Here is a 14,233-nt window from a genome sequence, read left to right on the forward strand (position 1 = left end):
CATCATAGGTTTGATGCTGTACAAGTCAAATAATTTGTATAAGTTTTTGCGCTGAGATTATTGCCAGCCGATTTTCCACGCCCCGGCGTCTTGCAGGGTTTGCCACGGCAGGCGTTCACCCCGGCGCGTCATGACCGCTTGCAGCTCGATTTCCAACACGGTGCCTTCTTCGTCACGAAACAGTTCGGTGACCAGAAAATGCTTTTCCTTGTTTTGGGGGTGTGCTGCTGTCCACTTCGACAGCAGCAATTTGGCCGGGTTGATGCGGTTCATTGCAGATGCTCGATCAGCCGTCGCGCTGCTTCTTGCCCGCTGAGCCAGGCGCCTTCCACACGGCCGGACAAGCACCAGTCACCGCATACGTACAAGCCTAGGTCGGCATCGGCGAGCACGCCGAATTCATGGGCGCTGGACGGTCGCGCGTACAGCCAGCGATGCGCCACGCTGAACGACGGTGCGGGCATGGCGCTGTGCAGCAGTTCGGCGAACGCGCCGTGCAGGTATTCGGTGACCGCTTCTTTGGACAGGTCCAGATGAGCCTTGCTCCACGCGCTGGTGGCGTGCAGCACCCAGGTGTCGAGGGTGGTGTCGCGCCCGGGCTTGCTGCGGTTACGCGCCAGCCAATCGAGGGGGCTGTCCTGTACGAAGCAGCCCTCCATTGGGGTGTCCAGCGGGGTGTCGAAGGCCAGGGCCACGGCCCAGGTAGGGTCCATTTTGACACCGGCGGCGACGCCCGCCAGTTTGGGCGCGGCTGCCAGCAGGGCAGTGGCCTGGGGCGCGGGCGTGGCGATGATGACATGGCTGAACGGCCCGTGATTGCCGCCGTCGGCGTCCTGCAGGTTCCAATGATGTTTGCCTTGGAACACCTCGGTGATGCGGCAGCCGAATTGCACCGGCAAATCATCCAGTAATGCGCGGGTGATCGCACTCATACGCGGTGTACCGACCCAGCGCACCTGCTCATCGGGTGAGGGCGTGAGCTGGCCGGACTTGAATTGATAAAGCTGTGGTTGCCACTGATCGACCACGCCCTGCGTCTGCCAGCGTTGCACCTCGGTGGCGAAGCGCCGGTCGCGGGCGGTGAAGTACTGGGCGCCCATGTCGAGCGCACCGGCATCGCTGCGTTTGCTGGACATGCGTCCGCCGCTGCCGCGGCTTTTATCGAAGAGTTGCACAAGGTGCCCGGCCTCTTTTAACGCTCGGGCGGCGGAAAGTCCGGCGATGCCGGTACCGATAATCGCGATGGGTAGAGTCATGGTGGGCCTCATTTACCGTTGGGTACAGGCTACGCCGAGACCAATAGCTGTACAATATTGTTTTTTGGTATAAGTTTTGGCGTACCTGAACCGTTGGCGTGGCCTATGGTTAACCCTACGCCACGCCCGACTTCGAATTGATCCCTGCTTATAAAATAGACCAGTGATCGGCGGCGAACGTTACATGAGGAGCGTCCCATGCATATTTTGCTGACCGGCGGTACCGGCTTGATCGGTCGCCAACTCTGCCAACACTGGCTGGCCCAAGGTCATCGTCTGACCGTGTGGAGCCGTCATCCTGAGGAAGTGGCGTCGCTGTGCGGCGCGCAAGTACTGGGCGTTGCGCGCCTGGAAGAGGTGATCGGCGCAGTGGATGCGGTGGTCAACCTGGCCGGCGCGCCCATCGCCGACCGCCCCTGGACTCACAAGCGCAAGGCGCTGTTGTGGAGCAGCCGCATCAGTCTTACCGAAACCTTGCTGGCCTGGCTCGAAGGCCTTGAGCAGAAACCGGCAGTGCTGGTGTCCGGTTCGGCGGTGGGTTGGTACGGCGACGGCGGCGAGCGCGAATTGACCGAAGCCAGTGGCCCGGTGCAGGACGACTTCCCCAGCCAGCTGTGCATCGCCTGGGAAGAAACCGCCCAACGCGCCGAAGCCCTGGGTATCCGCGTGGTACTGGTGCGCACTGGTCTGGTACTGGCTGCCGAGGGCGGCTTTTTGTCGCGGTTGCTGCTGCCGTTCAAACTGGGGCTGGGCGGGCCTATCGGCAATGGCCGCCAGTGGATGCCGTGGGTGCATATCCAGGATCAAATTGCCCTGATTGATTTTCTTCTGCACAAGCAAGACACCAACGGTCCTTATAATGCGTGCGCGCCGCACCCGGTGCGTAACCGCGAGTTCGCCAAGACCCTGGGCCAAGTGTTGCATCGCCCGGCATTTATGCCCATGCCGGCCTTCGCGTTGAAGGTGGGGCTGGGCGAGTTGTCGGGGTTGTTATTGGGCGGCCAAAAGGCCGTACCGGAACGTTTGCTGGCGGCCGGTTTCACTTTCCAGTTCACTGAGTTGCGTGCGGCTCTGGACGACTTGTCCACCCGCCTCTAGAGATAGGATGTTGCATGACGGATCACGCGTTGTTACTGGTCAACCTGGGTTCACCGGCGTCCACTTCGGTGGCCGATGTGCGCAGCTACCTCAATCAGTTTTTGATGGACCCTTATGTGATCGACTTGCCATGGCCGGTGCGACGCCTGCTGGTGTCGCTGATCCTGATCAAGCGCCCAGAGCAGTCGGCCCATGCCTATGCATCGATCTGGTGGGACGAGGGCTCGCCGTTGGTGGTGCTCAGCCGTCGCCTGCAAGCGCAAATGACCGCGCAGTGGACCCAAGGCCCGGTGGAGTTGGCGATGCGTTACGGCGAGCCCTCCCTGGAAACCACCCTGACGCGCCTGGCCGCCCAGGGCATCCGCAAAGTCACGCTGGCGCCGTTGTACCCGCAGTTTGCCGACAGCACCGTGACCACGGTGATCGAAGAGGCCCAGCGCGTGGTGCGTGATAAGAAACTGGATGTGCAGTTTTCGATCCTGCAGCCGTTCTACGATCAGCCGGAGTACATCGACGCATTGGCGGCGAGCGCGCGCCGCTATGTGGAACAGGATTACGATCACCTGCTGCTGAGTTTCCACGGCTTGCCCGAGCGGCACCTGACCAAGCTCGACCCCACCGGCCAGCATTGCTTCAAGGATGCCGACTGCTGCAAGAATGCCTCGCCTGAGGTGCTCGCCACCTGCTATCGCGCACAGTGCTTCAGTGTCGCCCGTGATTTCGCTGCGCGGCTGGGCTTGCCCGAGGGCAAGTGGTCGGTGGCGTTCCAGTCGCGGCTGGGGCGCGCGAAATGGATCGAACCCTACACCGAGGCCCGCCTGGAGGCGCTGGCCCAGCAAGGTGTGAAAAAACTGCTGGTGATGTGCCCGGCGTTCGTCGCCGATTGCATCGAGACCCTGGAGGAGATCGGCGACCGCGGCCGCGAGCAATTCCGCGAGGCCGGGGGCGAGGACCTGATATTGGTGCCGTGCCTGAACGATGACCCCCAGTGGGCGGCGGCGCTCAATACCCTGTGCGAGCGCGCGCCGCAGCAACTGTAGGCGCGTTACAGATTGAGGGTCAGGCTGACCGTGAGGTTGCGCGGTTCGCCGGGGTTGACCCAGTAATTGCTGTAGGAGCGCTCGTAGTACTTTTCATCGAACAGGTTGTTGAGGTTCAGGCCCACCGTCACGTTTTGCGTGGCCTTGTAATGGGCCAGCAAATCGACGGTGTGGTAGGCGGGCAGTTCAAAGCTACCGCCGGCCTCACCCGAGCGATCCCCCACATAGGTGAACGCTGCGCCCACATCCGAGCCGCGCAAGGCGCCATCCTGGAATTCATACACCCCCAATAGACTGCCGCTGCGCTTGGCCACGCCGAGAATGCGGCTGCCCGTGGGAATGGTTTTGTCACCCTTGGTCACTTCGGCGTCGATATAGGCCAAGGCGCCGATCACGCGCACCGCGTCGGTCACTTGCCCGCTCAGTTGCAGGTCGAAACCCTGGCTGCGAGCCTTGCCCATGGCGCGATTGGTGTTGGTGGCCGGGTCCAGGGCCAGCACGTTTTCCTTTTCGATATGGAACGCGGCCAGGGTGGCGCTGAGGCGGTCGTCGAACAGTTCGCTCTTGATCCCCACTTCATAACCCACGCCTTCTTCAGGCTTGAAGGTTTTGCCCGTGGCGTCCAGGCCGCTATTGGGCTTGAACGAGGTTGAAGCGTTGGCGAACACGCCGAGTTCGGGCGTGAGCTGGTAAAGCAGCCCGGCGCGCTGGGTGAGGGCGTCGTGGGTTTGTCGACTGGTTGGGGCGTTACGAGTGAAGTCGTCGAGGGTTTGTTCGAAGTGCTCGAAGCGCGCGCCAATCATGCCGCGCAGGCGGTCGGTGAAAATGATCTGGTCCTGCAGGTTCAACGCGTGGCTTTTAGTCTGCTCGAAGAAGTCAGTGCCGGAGCGAGCGCCATTGGGTTTGGGTTGGCCGTAGACCGGGTTGTAGAGGTCGATGGGGTAGCTGCCCGCGATCGCAGTCACGCGTTCGCTCTTGCGGTAGTCCTCGTATTCAGTGCCCACCAGCAATTCGTGCTGCCAACTGCCGATGTCGAACAGGCCACGCAGTTCCAGCTGGGTGATGCTGTCATGCCAGCCCATGGAGCGCTCGCGGTAACGGCGATTGAGGGTATGACCGTCGGCATTCAGCGCCCGGTTTTCCGAAGCATCGCCCCATAGGCTGCCTTGTTTGTAGTGGCTGGCCAGGCGCAGTTTCCAGGCGTCGTTGAGGTGATGTTCGAGGGTCGCTTGCAGGCGGTTGTTGTGGTTGTCGATATCGCCGTCGTTGGGTTCGCCGAGGAACGTGCGGCGCGATACGCCGGGAGCGTCGACGATGCCGCGGTCGAAGGTAGAGCTGTGGCGCACGAATTCACTTTCCACCAGCAGGGTTGTGTCCGGGTCCAATTGCCAGCTGAACGACGGCGCGACAAACACCCGCTTGCTGCCGACGTGATCGCGGAAACTGTGGTTGTCTTCCACCGCCAGGTTGACCCTCGACAGCACGCTGCCTTCGTTGTCCAGTGGGGTGTTGACGTCCAGTGCGGTGCGATAACGATCCCAACTGCCTGAGCTGGCTTGCAAGGTGGTGAAGGCCTCGGGTTGAGGTTTTTTGGTGACGATATTCACCGTGCCGCCGGGATCGCCGCGTCCGTAGAGGCTGGCGGCAGGGCCCTTGAGCACCTCGATGCGTTCGATATTGGCGGTGTCCGGCGTGCTCGGGTAGCCACGGTTGGCGCTGAAGCCATCCTGGTAGAACTCCGAAGTGGTGAAACCGCGCACGCTGTATTCGTACAGGGTCAGGCCGCCGAAGTTGTTTTGCTTGGACACCCCGCCGGCGAATTCCAGCGCGCGTTCCACGTTGGTACTGCCCAGGTCTTTGAGCACCGTGGCGGGAATCACGCTGATGGACTGTGGGATGTCACGCAGAGCCGTGTCGGTTTTGGTCGCGCTGGCGGATCGGGTGGCGCGGTAGCCCGTGACCGGGCCGGTGGCGGATTCATAAGCGTCGGTCGTGACGCTGATAGCTTCCAGTTCCAGGCGGTTGTCTTCGGCGAAGGCAGGGTCCAGCAGCAATCCTAGGGCCAGACCGGCCATGGGAGCGATTTTTCGAGACGGCATGAGAGAGCGTTCCAATGATTTAATTGAAACAATATAACATGCCCAATGAGAATGAATCGCTATGAGCTGTCAGCTGGCAAGTGCCCGCGAACGGGCACCTGGGGGCGGCCGGTTATTCCTCTTCTTTTACCGGGGCTGGCGGTGGGCGCAGGCCGATCTCGGCTGACAACTTGATCTCTTTGCCATTGCGCATGACCTGAATTGCGACTTTATCCGTCGGTTTGATTCGCGCCACTTGGTTCATCGACTTGCGTCCATCGCCGGCCGGTTCTCCGTTGATGCTCAGAATCACGTCACCCAATTGCAGGCCGGCCTTCTGCGCCGGGCCATCGCGGAAGATCCCCGCCACCACGATGCCTGGGCGCCCAGTCAGGCCGAACGACTCGGCCAACTCTTTGGTCAACGGCTGCACTTCGATGCCCAGCCAGCCGCGAATTACTTGGCCGTGCTCGATGATCGACTTCATCACTTCCATCGCCAGCTTCACCGGGATCGCAAATCCGATGCCTTGCGAGCCGCCGGACTTGGAGAAAATCGCCGTGTTGATGCCGGTCAGGTTGCCATTGGCATCCACCAGGGCGCCGCCTGAGTTGCCCGGGTTGATCGCGGCATCGGTCTGGATAAAGTCTTCGTAGCTGTTAAGACCTAACTGGTTACGCCCGGTGGCACTGATGATGCCCATGGTCACCGTCTGGCCAACCCCGAACGGGTTGCCGATGGCCAGTGCGACATCACCCACGCGCAAGCCATCGGAACGCCCGAGGGTGATCGACGGCAGGTTCTTCAAGTCGATCTTCAGCACCGCCAGGTCCGTTTCCGGATCACTGCCCACCACACGGGCCAGGGTTTCGCGGCCGTCACGCAGGGCCACCACAATCTGATCGGCGCCACTGGTCACATGGTTGTTGGTGAGGATGTAGCCCTCAGGGCTCATGATCACCCCGGAACCCAGGCTGGACTCCATGCGCCGCTGCTTGGGCCCGTTGTCACCGAAATAGCGGCGGAATTGCGGGTCTTCAAACAGCGGATGCGCCGGTTTGTTGATGACTTTGGTGGTGTACAGGTTGACCACCGCCGGGGCGGCGATCACCACTGCGTCGGCGTAGGTTACCGGGCCTTGCACCACCGTGGTGGTCTGGGGGGCCTGTTGCAGGTTCACATCAAGGCTGGGTAAGCCCACCCACTGGGGGAAACGCTGAATGATCAGCATCGCGATCAGCACGCCGGCCAGCAATGGCCATCCAAAAAAACGCAGCGCCTTGAGCATCAAGTAAGTCCTGACAGGTTGCAGGGGGCGGGGGAGCGCCCATAATGTCGCGCATTATACGAGGCTGAGCGCGCCTCTGAACGGGATATTTAGGAGACTTTCATGGCCGTCCCCCTTACCACCCTCGTCGAGGAAGCGGACCGCTACCTCGGCAGTGCAAAAATTGCCGATTACTGCCCCAACGGCCTGCAGGTCGAGGGTCGTCCGCAGGTGATGCGCATCGTCAGCGGCGTGACTGCCAGCCAGGCGCTGCTGGACGCCGCCGTCGAAGCCCAGGCCGACCTGGTACTGGTGCACCACGGTTATTTCTGGAAAGGCGAAAACCCGTGCATCACCGGCATGAAGCAGCGTCGCCTGAAAACCCTGCTCAAGCACGACATCAGCCTGCTGGCCTACCACCTGCCGCTGGACCTGCACCCCGACGTCGGCAATAACGTGCAGTTGGCGCGCCAGTTGGATATCACCGTCGAAGGCCCGCTGGACCCGGACAACCTCAAGGTCGTCGGCCTGGTGGGCTCCCTCGCCGAGCCGCTATCCCCCCGCGATTTCGCTCGCCGCGTGCAGGACGTCATGGGCCGCGAGCCTTTGCTGATCGAAGGCAGCGAGATGATCCGGCGCGTCGGCTGGTGCACTGGTGGCGGCCAGGGCTATATCGACCAGGCGATTGCCGCCGGTGTCGACCTGTTTCTCAGTGGCGAAGCCTCCGAGCAGACCTTCCACAGCGCCCGCGAAAACGACATCAGTTTCATCGCCGCCGGCCATCACGCCACCGAGCGCTACGGTGTGCAGGCGCTGGGCGATTACCTGGCGCGGCGCTTTGCCCTGGAACATCTATTCATTGATTGCCCCAACCCGATCTGAACCACAACGCTGACCCGGATGGGGAGGGGATGCCTGCTTTCACACAAACCTGACGGCATATTCATATATCGTTTCGGTCTAGCTGGCGCCCTAAATAGAAGAAGTTGCTGTGCTAGCATGCCTCGCTCGAACACGGCCCGCTGGCCGTCCATAAGATCGTTTTTCCGTGAGTAACCATGGTCGACAAACTGACGCATCTGAAACAGCTGGAGGCGGAAAGCATCCACATCATCCGCGAGGTCGCCGCCGAGTTCGACAACCCGGTGATGCTCTACTCGATCGGTAAAGACTCTGCCGTGATGCTGCACCTGGCACGCAAGGCGTTTTTTCCGGGCAAGCTGCCCTTCCCGGTGATGCACGTCGACACCCGCTGGAAATTCCAGGAGATGTACAAGTTCCGCGACAAGATGGTCGAAGAACTGGGCCTGGACCTGATCACCCACGTCAACCCGGACGGTGTGGCGCAGGGCATCAACCCATTCACCCACGGCAGCGCCAAGCACACCGACATCATGAAGACCGAGGGCCTCAAACAGGCTCTGGACAAGCATGGTTTCGACGCAGCATTCGGCGGCGCCCGTCGCGATGAAGAGAAATCCCGCGCCAAAGAGCGTGTGTACTCGTTCCGCGACAGCAAACACCGCTGGGACCCGAAGAACCAGCGTCCGGAGCTGTGGAACGTCTACAACGGCAACGTCAACAAGGGCGAGTCGATCCGCGTGTTCCCGCTGTCCAACTGGACCGAGCTGGACATCTGGCAGTACATCTACCTCGAAGGTATCCCGATCGTGCCGCTGTACTTCGCTGCTGAACGTGAAGTGATCGAGAAGAACGGCACGTTGATCATGATCGACGACGACCGCATCCTCGAACATTTGTCCGACGAAGACAAAGCCCGCATCGTCAAAAAGAAAGTACGTTTCCGTACCCTTGGCTGCTACCCGTTGACGGGCGCGGTGGAGTCCGAAGCCGAGACGCTGACGGACATCATTCAGGAAATGCTCCTGACGCGAACTTCCGAGCGCCAGGGCCGGGTCATCGACCATGATGGCGCCGGCTCTATGGAAGATAAAAAACGTCAGGGGTACTTTTAAGTTTCGAGTTACAAGCGGCAAGCTGCAAGTTAAAGGCGGTATGCGTAATTTGGCGGTTTGGTGCTTGCAGCCGGTTGTTGCGAGCCGCTATCGAGTGACTCGTAATGGACTTCGAGAAGTTGGTCGTTTGGCAGAGAAGCAAATGTTTAGCGGTGGGAGTCTACCGGGAGTTGGCGCAATGCAGGGATCTTGGTTTTAAGGACCAGATCACTCGCTCTGCACTTTCGGTGCCCTCTAATATTGCTGAGGGTATGGAGCGTCGTAGTGCTAAAGAAAAGGCGCGTTTTCTTTGGATAGCGAAGGCTTCTTGTGGTGAGTTACGGACACAGATTCTCATCGGTCGCGACATTGCTTACATCGCCCGCCCGCTGGCTGAAAACTGGATTACAGAAACTCGCGAGCTCTCAAAAATGCTCTGCGGCCTGATCAACAAAATTTCTGACTAGCTGTACGCCGACAAGCTTGCCGCTTGAAGCTTACAGCTCGGAGCTTGAACCCAATGAGCCATCAATCTGATTTGATCAGCGAGGACATCCTCGCCTACCTGGGCCAGCACGAGCGCAAGGAAATGTTGCGCTTCCTGACCTGTGGCAACGTCGACGACGGCAAGAGCACCCTGATCGGGCGCCTGCTGCACGACTCCAAGATGATCTACGAAGATCACCTGGAAGCTATTACCCGCGATTCGAAGAAGTCCGGCACCACCGGTGACGACATCGACCTGGCCTTGCTGGTCGACGGCTTGCAGGCCGAGCGCGAGCAGGGCATCACCATTGATGTGGCCTACCGCTACTTCTCCACCGCCAAGCGCAAATTCATCATCGCCGACACACCCGGCCATGAGCAGTACACCCGCAACATGGCCACGGGTGCGTCCACCTGTGACCTGGCGATCATCCTGATCGACGCACGCTACGGTGTGCAGACCCAGACCCGTCGCCACAGCTATATCGCCTCGTTGCTGGGCATCAAGCACATCGTGATTGCCGTCAACAAGATGGACATCAACGGCTTCGACCAAAGCGTGTTCGAGGCGATCAAGGCCGATTACCTGAAGTTCGCCGAAGGCATCGCGTTCAAGCCGAGCACCATGGCGTTCGTGCCGATGTCGGCGCTCAAGGGCGACAACGTGGTCAACAAGAGCGAGCGTTCGCCTTGGTACACCGGCCAGTCGTTGATGGAGATCCTCGAAACCGTCGAGATCGCCAACGACCGCAACTACACCGACCTGCGTTTCCCGGTGCAGTACGTCAACCGTCCGAACCTGAACTTCCGTGGGTTTGCCGGCACCCTGGCCAGCGGCATCGTGCACAAGGGCGACGAAGTCGTGGTGCTGCCGTCGGGCAAGAGCAGCCGCGTCAAATCCATCGTCACCTTCGAGGGTGAGCTGGAGCACGCCGGCCCAGGCCAGGCTGTAACCCTGACCATGGAAGACGAAATCGATATCTCCCGTGGCGACCTGCTGGTGCATGCCGATAACGTGCCGCAAGTGGCCGACGCGTTCGACGCCATGCTGGTGTGGATGGCCGAAGAGCCGATGCTGCCGGGTAAGAAATACGACATCAAGCGCGCCACCAGCTATGTGCCCGGTTCCATTACCAGCATCGTGCACCGCGTGGACGTGAACACCCTGGCCGAAGGCCCGGCGAGTTCGTTGCAGTTGAATGAGATCGGCCGGGTCAAGGTGAGCCTCGACGCCGCCATCGCGCTGGACGGTTACGACAGCAACCGCACCACTGGCGCCTTTATCGTCATCGATCGCCTGACCAATGGCACCGTGGCGGCCGGCATGATCATCGCGCCGCCGGTCAGCCATGGCAGTGCATCGCACCACGGCAAGTTGGCCCATGTGGCAACCGAAGAGCGCGCCATACGCTTCGGCCAGCAACCGGCTACCGTGTTGTTCAGCGGTTTGTCGGGCGCCGGTAAGAGCACGCTGGCCTATGCGGTCGAGCGCAAGCTGTTCGATATGGGCCGCGCGGTATTCGTGCTGGATGGCCAAAACCTGCGTCACGACCTCAACAAAGGGCTGCCGCAGGATCGCGCCGGGCGTACTGAAAACTGGCGGCGCGCGGCTCACGTTGCGCGTCAGTTCAACGAAGCCGGGCTGTTGACCCTGGCCGCGTTCGTCGCACCGGATGCCGAAGGTCGCGAGCAGGCCAAGGCGCTGATTGGCAGCGATCGCCTGTTGACGGTCTACGTGCAAGCATCGCCGCTGGTGTGCGCCGAGCGTGACCCGCAAGGTCTGTACGCCGCCGGTGGGGATAACATCCCGGGCGAATCCTTCCCATACGACGTGCCGTTGAACGCCGATCTGGTAATCGACACCCAGGCCCTATCGCTGGAAGAGAGCGTCAAGCAAGTGCTGGAGCTGTTGCGCCAGCGCGGCGCGATCTAAGCTTCGCGCAATCAAATGTGGGAGGGGGCTTGCCCCCGATAGCGATGTACCAGTGACAGATGTACTGACTGACACACTGCTATCGAGGGCAAGCCCTCTCCCACCTTTTGATTATCGTTTGTCTGGGAAGTCTTTATGTAGCTTGTCCAGTAACCCATCCTTCTCTTCCCACAGCTGATTGATCCACCCCTGGAACGCCAGCCGATACTCCCCATCCTGCTCATAATTCCTGCCGATAAACTCGACCGGGATCTGCACCTCGTCAAACTGCACCACCACGTCCTTCACCTTCCCGCATAGCAAATCCCAGTACCCAGGGCGCCCTGCGGGGTAGTGAATGGTCACGTTCACCAGTGACTTCAATTGCTCGCCCATGGCATCCAGTACAAACGCGATACCGCCGGCCTTGGGTTTGAGCAGGTAGCGAAACGGCGAGTTCTGCTGTGCGTGTTTGGCCGGCGTAAACCGCGTGCCTTCGGCGAAGTTGAAGATGCCCACCGGGTTGTCGCGAAATTTCGCACAGGTCTTGCGAGTGGTTTCCAGATCCTTGCCTTTCTTCTCCGGGTGTTTTTCCAGGTAGGCCTTGGTGTAACGCTTCATGAATGGAAAGCCCAGGGCCCACCACGCCAGTCCAATCACCGGCACCCAAATCAGTTCCTGTTTGAGGAAGAACTTCAGTGGGCGAATCCGACGATTGAGCACGTATTGCAGCACCATGATGTCGACCCAGCTCTGGTGGTTGCTGGTCACCAGATAGGAATGCTGATAATCCAGGCCTTCAAGGCCCTTCACATGCCAGCGCGTGCGCTGAACCAGGTTCATCCAACCCTTGTTGTTGGTCACCCAGGCCTCATGGGTGTGGTTCATCAGCCATTCGCTGAACCCCTTGGCGAAGGGCAGGGCCTTGAACAGCGCCACGACAAACAGGAACGAACACAACAGGATGGTGTTCAGCGCCAGCAACAGCGAGGCGATCACCCCGCGTACGGCGGCAGGTAGAAAATCCAGCATTTAGATATCCATAGGTCGATTGGCGGCTTGGATCGCGGTCAGCGCGATGGTGTACACGATGTCGTCGACCTGGGCGCCGCGCGGCAGGTCGTTGACCGGTTTGCGCAGGCCCTGAAGCATCGGCCCCAGGCTTACGCAGTCGGCGCTGCGCTGCACCGCTTTGTGGGTGGTGTTGCCGGTGTTCAGGTCCGGGAATACAAACACCGTAGCCTTGCCAGCGACCGGGCTGTTAGGTGCCAGTTGGCGGGCCACGGTTTCATTGGCGGCGGCGTCGTATTGCAGCGGGCCGTCGATCAGCAGTGAACTCTGTTGCTCGTGGGCGAGCAGCGTGGCTTCGCGGACTTTCTCGACTTCTTCGCCGCTGGCCGAATCGCCGCTGGAGTAACTGATCATCGCCACCCGTGGCGTGATGCCGAACGCCTGCGCCGAGTCGGCGCTCTGCAGGGCGATTTCCGCCAGTTCGGCGGCGCTCGGGTGCGGGTTCATCACACAGTCGCCGTACACCAACACCTGCTCGGGAAACAGCATGAAGAACACCGACGACACCAGCGTGCAACCTGGTGCGGTTTTAATCAGTTGCAAGGCCGGGCGGATGGTATTGGCGGTGGAGTGGATGACGCCGGACACCAGCCCGTCGACTTCATCCAGGGCCAGCATCATGGTGGCGATCACCACGGTGTCTTCCAATTGCTGCTCGGCCATCGGCGCATTGAGACTCTTGCTCTTGCGCAGCGCCACCATGGGTTCGACGTAACGCTCGCGGATCAGGTCCGGGTCGAGAATCTCCAGCCCTTCGGGCAGCTCGATGCCTTGGGCGCGGGCCACGGCTTCCACATCCGCCGGTTTGGCCAACAGCACGCAGCGCGCAATGCCTCGGGCCTGGCAGATAGCGGCGGCCTGTACGGTCAGCGGTTCGCTGCCTTCGGGCAAAACGATGCGCTTGTTGGCGGCCTGGGCACGCTGGATCAATTGGTAGCGGAACACCGCCGGCGACAGGCGCATCTCCCGCGGCGTGCCGCAGCGTTGGTGCAGCCAACGCGCATCGAGATGGCTGGCGACGAAATCGGTAATGATCTCGGCGCGCTCGCGGTCATCGATGGGGATTTCCTTGTTCAGGTTGTTGAGCAGGTTGGCGGTTTCGTATGAGCCGGTACTCACCGACAGCACCGGCAGCCCGGCCTGGAAGGCGCCGCGGCACAGGTCCATGATGCGCGGGTCGGGCAGGGTGTCGCTGGTCAGCAGCAACCCGGCCAGGGGTACGCCATTGATGGCGGCCAGGCTGACGGCCAGGATAATGTCGTCGCGGTCGCCGGGGGTCACCACCAACACGCCGGGCTTGAGCAGTTCCACGGTGTTACGCATGGTGCGGGCGCAGATGATGATGCGAGTCATGCGCCGGGTTTCGTAATCGCCGGCGTTGAGGATCTGCGCACCCATCAGGTCGGCGACGTCGCGGGTGCGTGGCGCGTTAAGTTCTGGCTGATAGGGAATGCAGCCCAGCAGACGGAAATCACCGCTGCGCAACAACGGCGAATGCTCCTTCAGGCGTGCCGAGAAGGCCTCCATGCTTTCATCGGTGCGTACTTTGTTGAGGATCACCCCCAGCACTTTCGGGTCTTTCGGCCCGCCGAACAGTTGCGCCTGCAACTCCACGCGGCCGGACAGCTCGGTGAGCACTTCGTTTTCCGGGGCGGACACCAGGATCACTTCCGCGTCGAGGCTCTTGGCCAGGTGCAGGTTGACCCGTGCGGCATAGCTGGCGCTACGGGTCGGCACCATGCCCTCGACGATGAGCACATCCTTGCCCACGGCGGCCTGCTGATACAGCGTGATGATTTCTTCCAGCAGCTCATCGAGCTGGCCGTCGCCGAGCATCCGCTCTACGTGGGCCAGGCCCAACGGCTGTGGCGGCTTGAGGCCGTGGGTGCGCGCCACCAGTTCGGTGGAGCGTTCGGGGCCGGTGTCGCCGGGGTGGGGCTGGGCAATTGGCTTGAAGAAGCCGACTTTCAGTCCGGCTCGTTCGAGGGTGCGCACCAGCCCGAGGCTGATGGAGGTCAGACCCACACCAAAATCGGTGGGCGCGATAAAAAAAGTCTGCATGCGAATTCT

Annotated in this window: 12 protein-coding genes; 6 read left to right on the forward strand and 6 right to left on the reverse strand. The window is 61.0% G+C overall.

Annotated features, from left to right (window positions below; all coding sequences use genetic code 11):
• Positions 1–57 precede the first annotated feature (57 nt).
• On the reverse strand, positions 58–273 hold the full coding sequence (locus HRH33_RS04620; protein WP_047881679.1) for a TIGR02450 family Trp-rich protein: 216 nt from the start codon (positions 271–273) through the stop codon (positions 58–60).
• Positions 270–1,256, reverse strand: a complete 987-nt coding sequence (locus tag HRH33_RS04625; protein ID WP_167417774.1) for an NAD(P)/FAD-dependent oxidoreductase — start codon at positions 1,254–1,256, stop codon at positions 270–272. Before HRH33_RS04625 ends, HRH33_RS04620 begins: the two co-directional genes overlap by 4 nt.
• A gap of 198 nt (positions 1,257–1,454) precedes the next feature.
• Between HRH33_RS04625 and HRH33_RS04630 the strand changes: the two genes are divergently transcribed.
• Positions 1,455–2,354: a TIGR01777 family oxidoreductase gene (locus tag HRH33_RS04630; RefSeq protein WP_167417773.1), complete on the forward strand. Its 900-nt coding sequence runs from the start codon at positions 1,455–1,457 to the stop codon at positions 2,352–2,354.
• A 14-nt stretch (positions 2,355–2,368) separates the two neighbouring features.
• Positions 2,369–3,394, forward strand: a complete 1,026-nt coding sequence (gene hemH, locus HRH33_RS04635; RefSeq protein ID WP_167417772.1) for a ferrochelatase — start codon at positions 2,369–2,371, stop codon at positions 3,392–3,394.
• 5 nt (positions 3,395–3,399) lie between these two features.
• Here hemH and HRH33_RS04640 read toward each other — a convergent pair whose 3' ends face one another.
• Together HRH33_RS04640 and algW are read right to left on the reverse strand one after the other, a co-directional pair.
• The gene (locus tag HRH33_RS04640) at positions 3,400–5,493 is read right to left on the reverse strand and encodes a TonB-dependent siderophore receptor (RefSeq protein ID WP_167417771.1); all 2,094 of its coding nucleotides are present in this window, start codon (positions 5,491–5,493) and stop codon (positions 3,400–3,402) included.
• A gap of 112 nt (positions 5,494–5,605) precedes the next feature.
• Entirely contained in the window at positions 5,606–6,760 is a 1,155-nt protein-coding gene (gene algW / locus HRH33_RS04645) for a Do family serine endopeptidase AlgW (protein ID WP_034095805.1), read from the reverse strand.
• A gap of 102 nt (positions 6,761–6,862) precedes the next feature.
• Between algW and HRH33_RS04650 the strand changes: the two genes are divergently transcribed.
• The 4 genes from HRH33_RS04650 (at position 6,863) to cysN (ending at position 11,113) form a co-directional block, all read left to right on the forward strand.
• A complete protein-coding gene (locus HRH33_RS04650; RefSeq protein ID WP_034095806.1) occupies positions 6,863–7,621 on the forward strand; it encodes a Nif3-like dinuclear metal center hexameric protein in 759 nt (252 codons plus the stop codon).
• A gap of 176 nt (positions 7,622–7,797) precedes the next feature.
• Positions 7,798–8,715, forward strand: a complete 918-nt coding sequence (gene cysD / locus HRH33_RS04655; RefSeq protein WP_005784641.1) for a sulfate adenylyltransferase subunit CysD — start codon at positions 7,798–7,800, stop codon at positions 8,713–8,715.
• Positions 8,716–8,819: 104 nt separating this feature from the next.
• Complete coding sequence (locus HRH33_RS04660) at positions 8,820–9,161, forward strand: four helix bundle protein (RefSeq protein WP_167417770.1); 342 nt, start codon at positions 8,820–8,822, stop codon at positions 9,159–9,161.
• 53 nt (positions 9,162–9,214) lie between these two features.
• Positions 9,215–11,113: a sulfate adenylyltransferase subunit CysN gene (gene cysN / locus HRH33_RS04665; protein WP_040267214.1), complete on the forward strand. Its 1,899-nt coding sequence runs from the start codon at positions 9,215–9,217 to the stop codon at positions 11,111–11,113.
• Positions 11,114–11,224: 111 nt separating this feature from the next.
• Here cysN and HRH33_RS04670 read toward each other — a convergent pair whose 3' ends face one another.
• Together HRH33_RS04670 and pta are read right to left on the reverse strand one after the other, a co-directional pair.
• Positions 11,225–12,124, reverse strand: coding sequence for an acyltransferase (locus tag HRH33_RS04670; protein ID WP_034136812.1), 900 nt, complete (start codon positions 12,122–12,124; stop codon positions 11,225–11,227).
• Positions 12,125–14,224: a phosphate acetyltransferase gene (pta, locus tag HRH33_RS04675; RefSeq protein WP_034095809.1), complete on the reverse strand. Its 2,100-nt coding sequence runs from the start codon at positions 14,222–14,224 to the stop codon at positions 12,125–12,127. It lies immediately after the preceding gene.
• Between the last annotated feature and the right edge of the window lie 9 nt (positions 14,225–14,233).

The organism is Pseudomonas rhodesiae (assembly GCF_013285305.1).
GTDB classification, from domain to species: domain Bacteria; phylum Pseudomonadota; class Gammaproteobacteria; order Pseudomonadales; family Pseudomonadaceae; genus Aquipseudomonas; species Aquipseudomonas rhodesiae.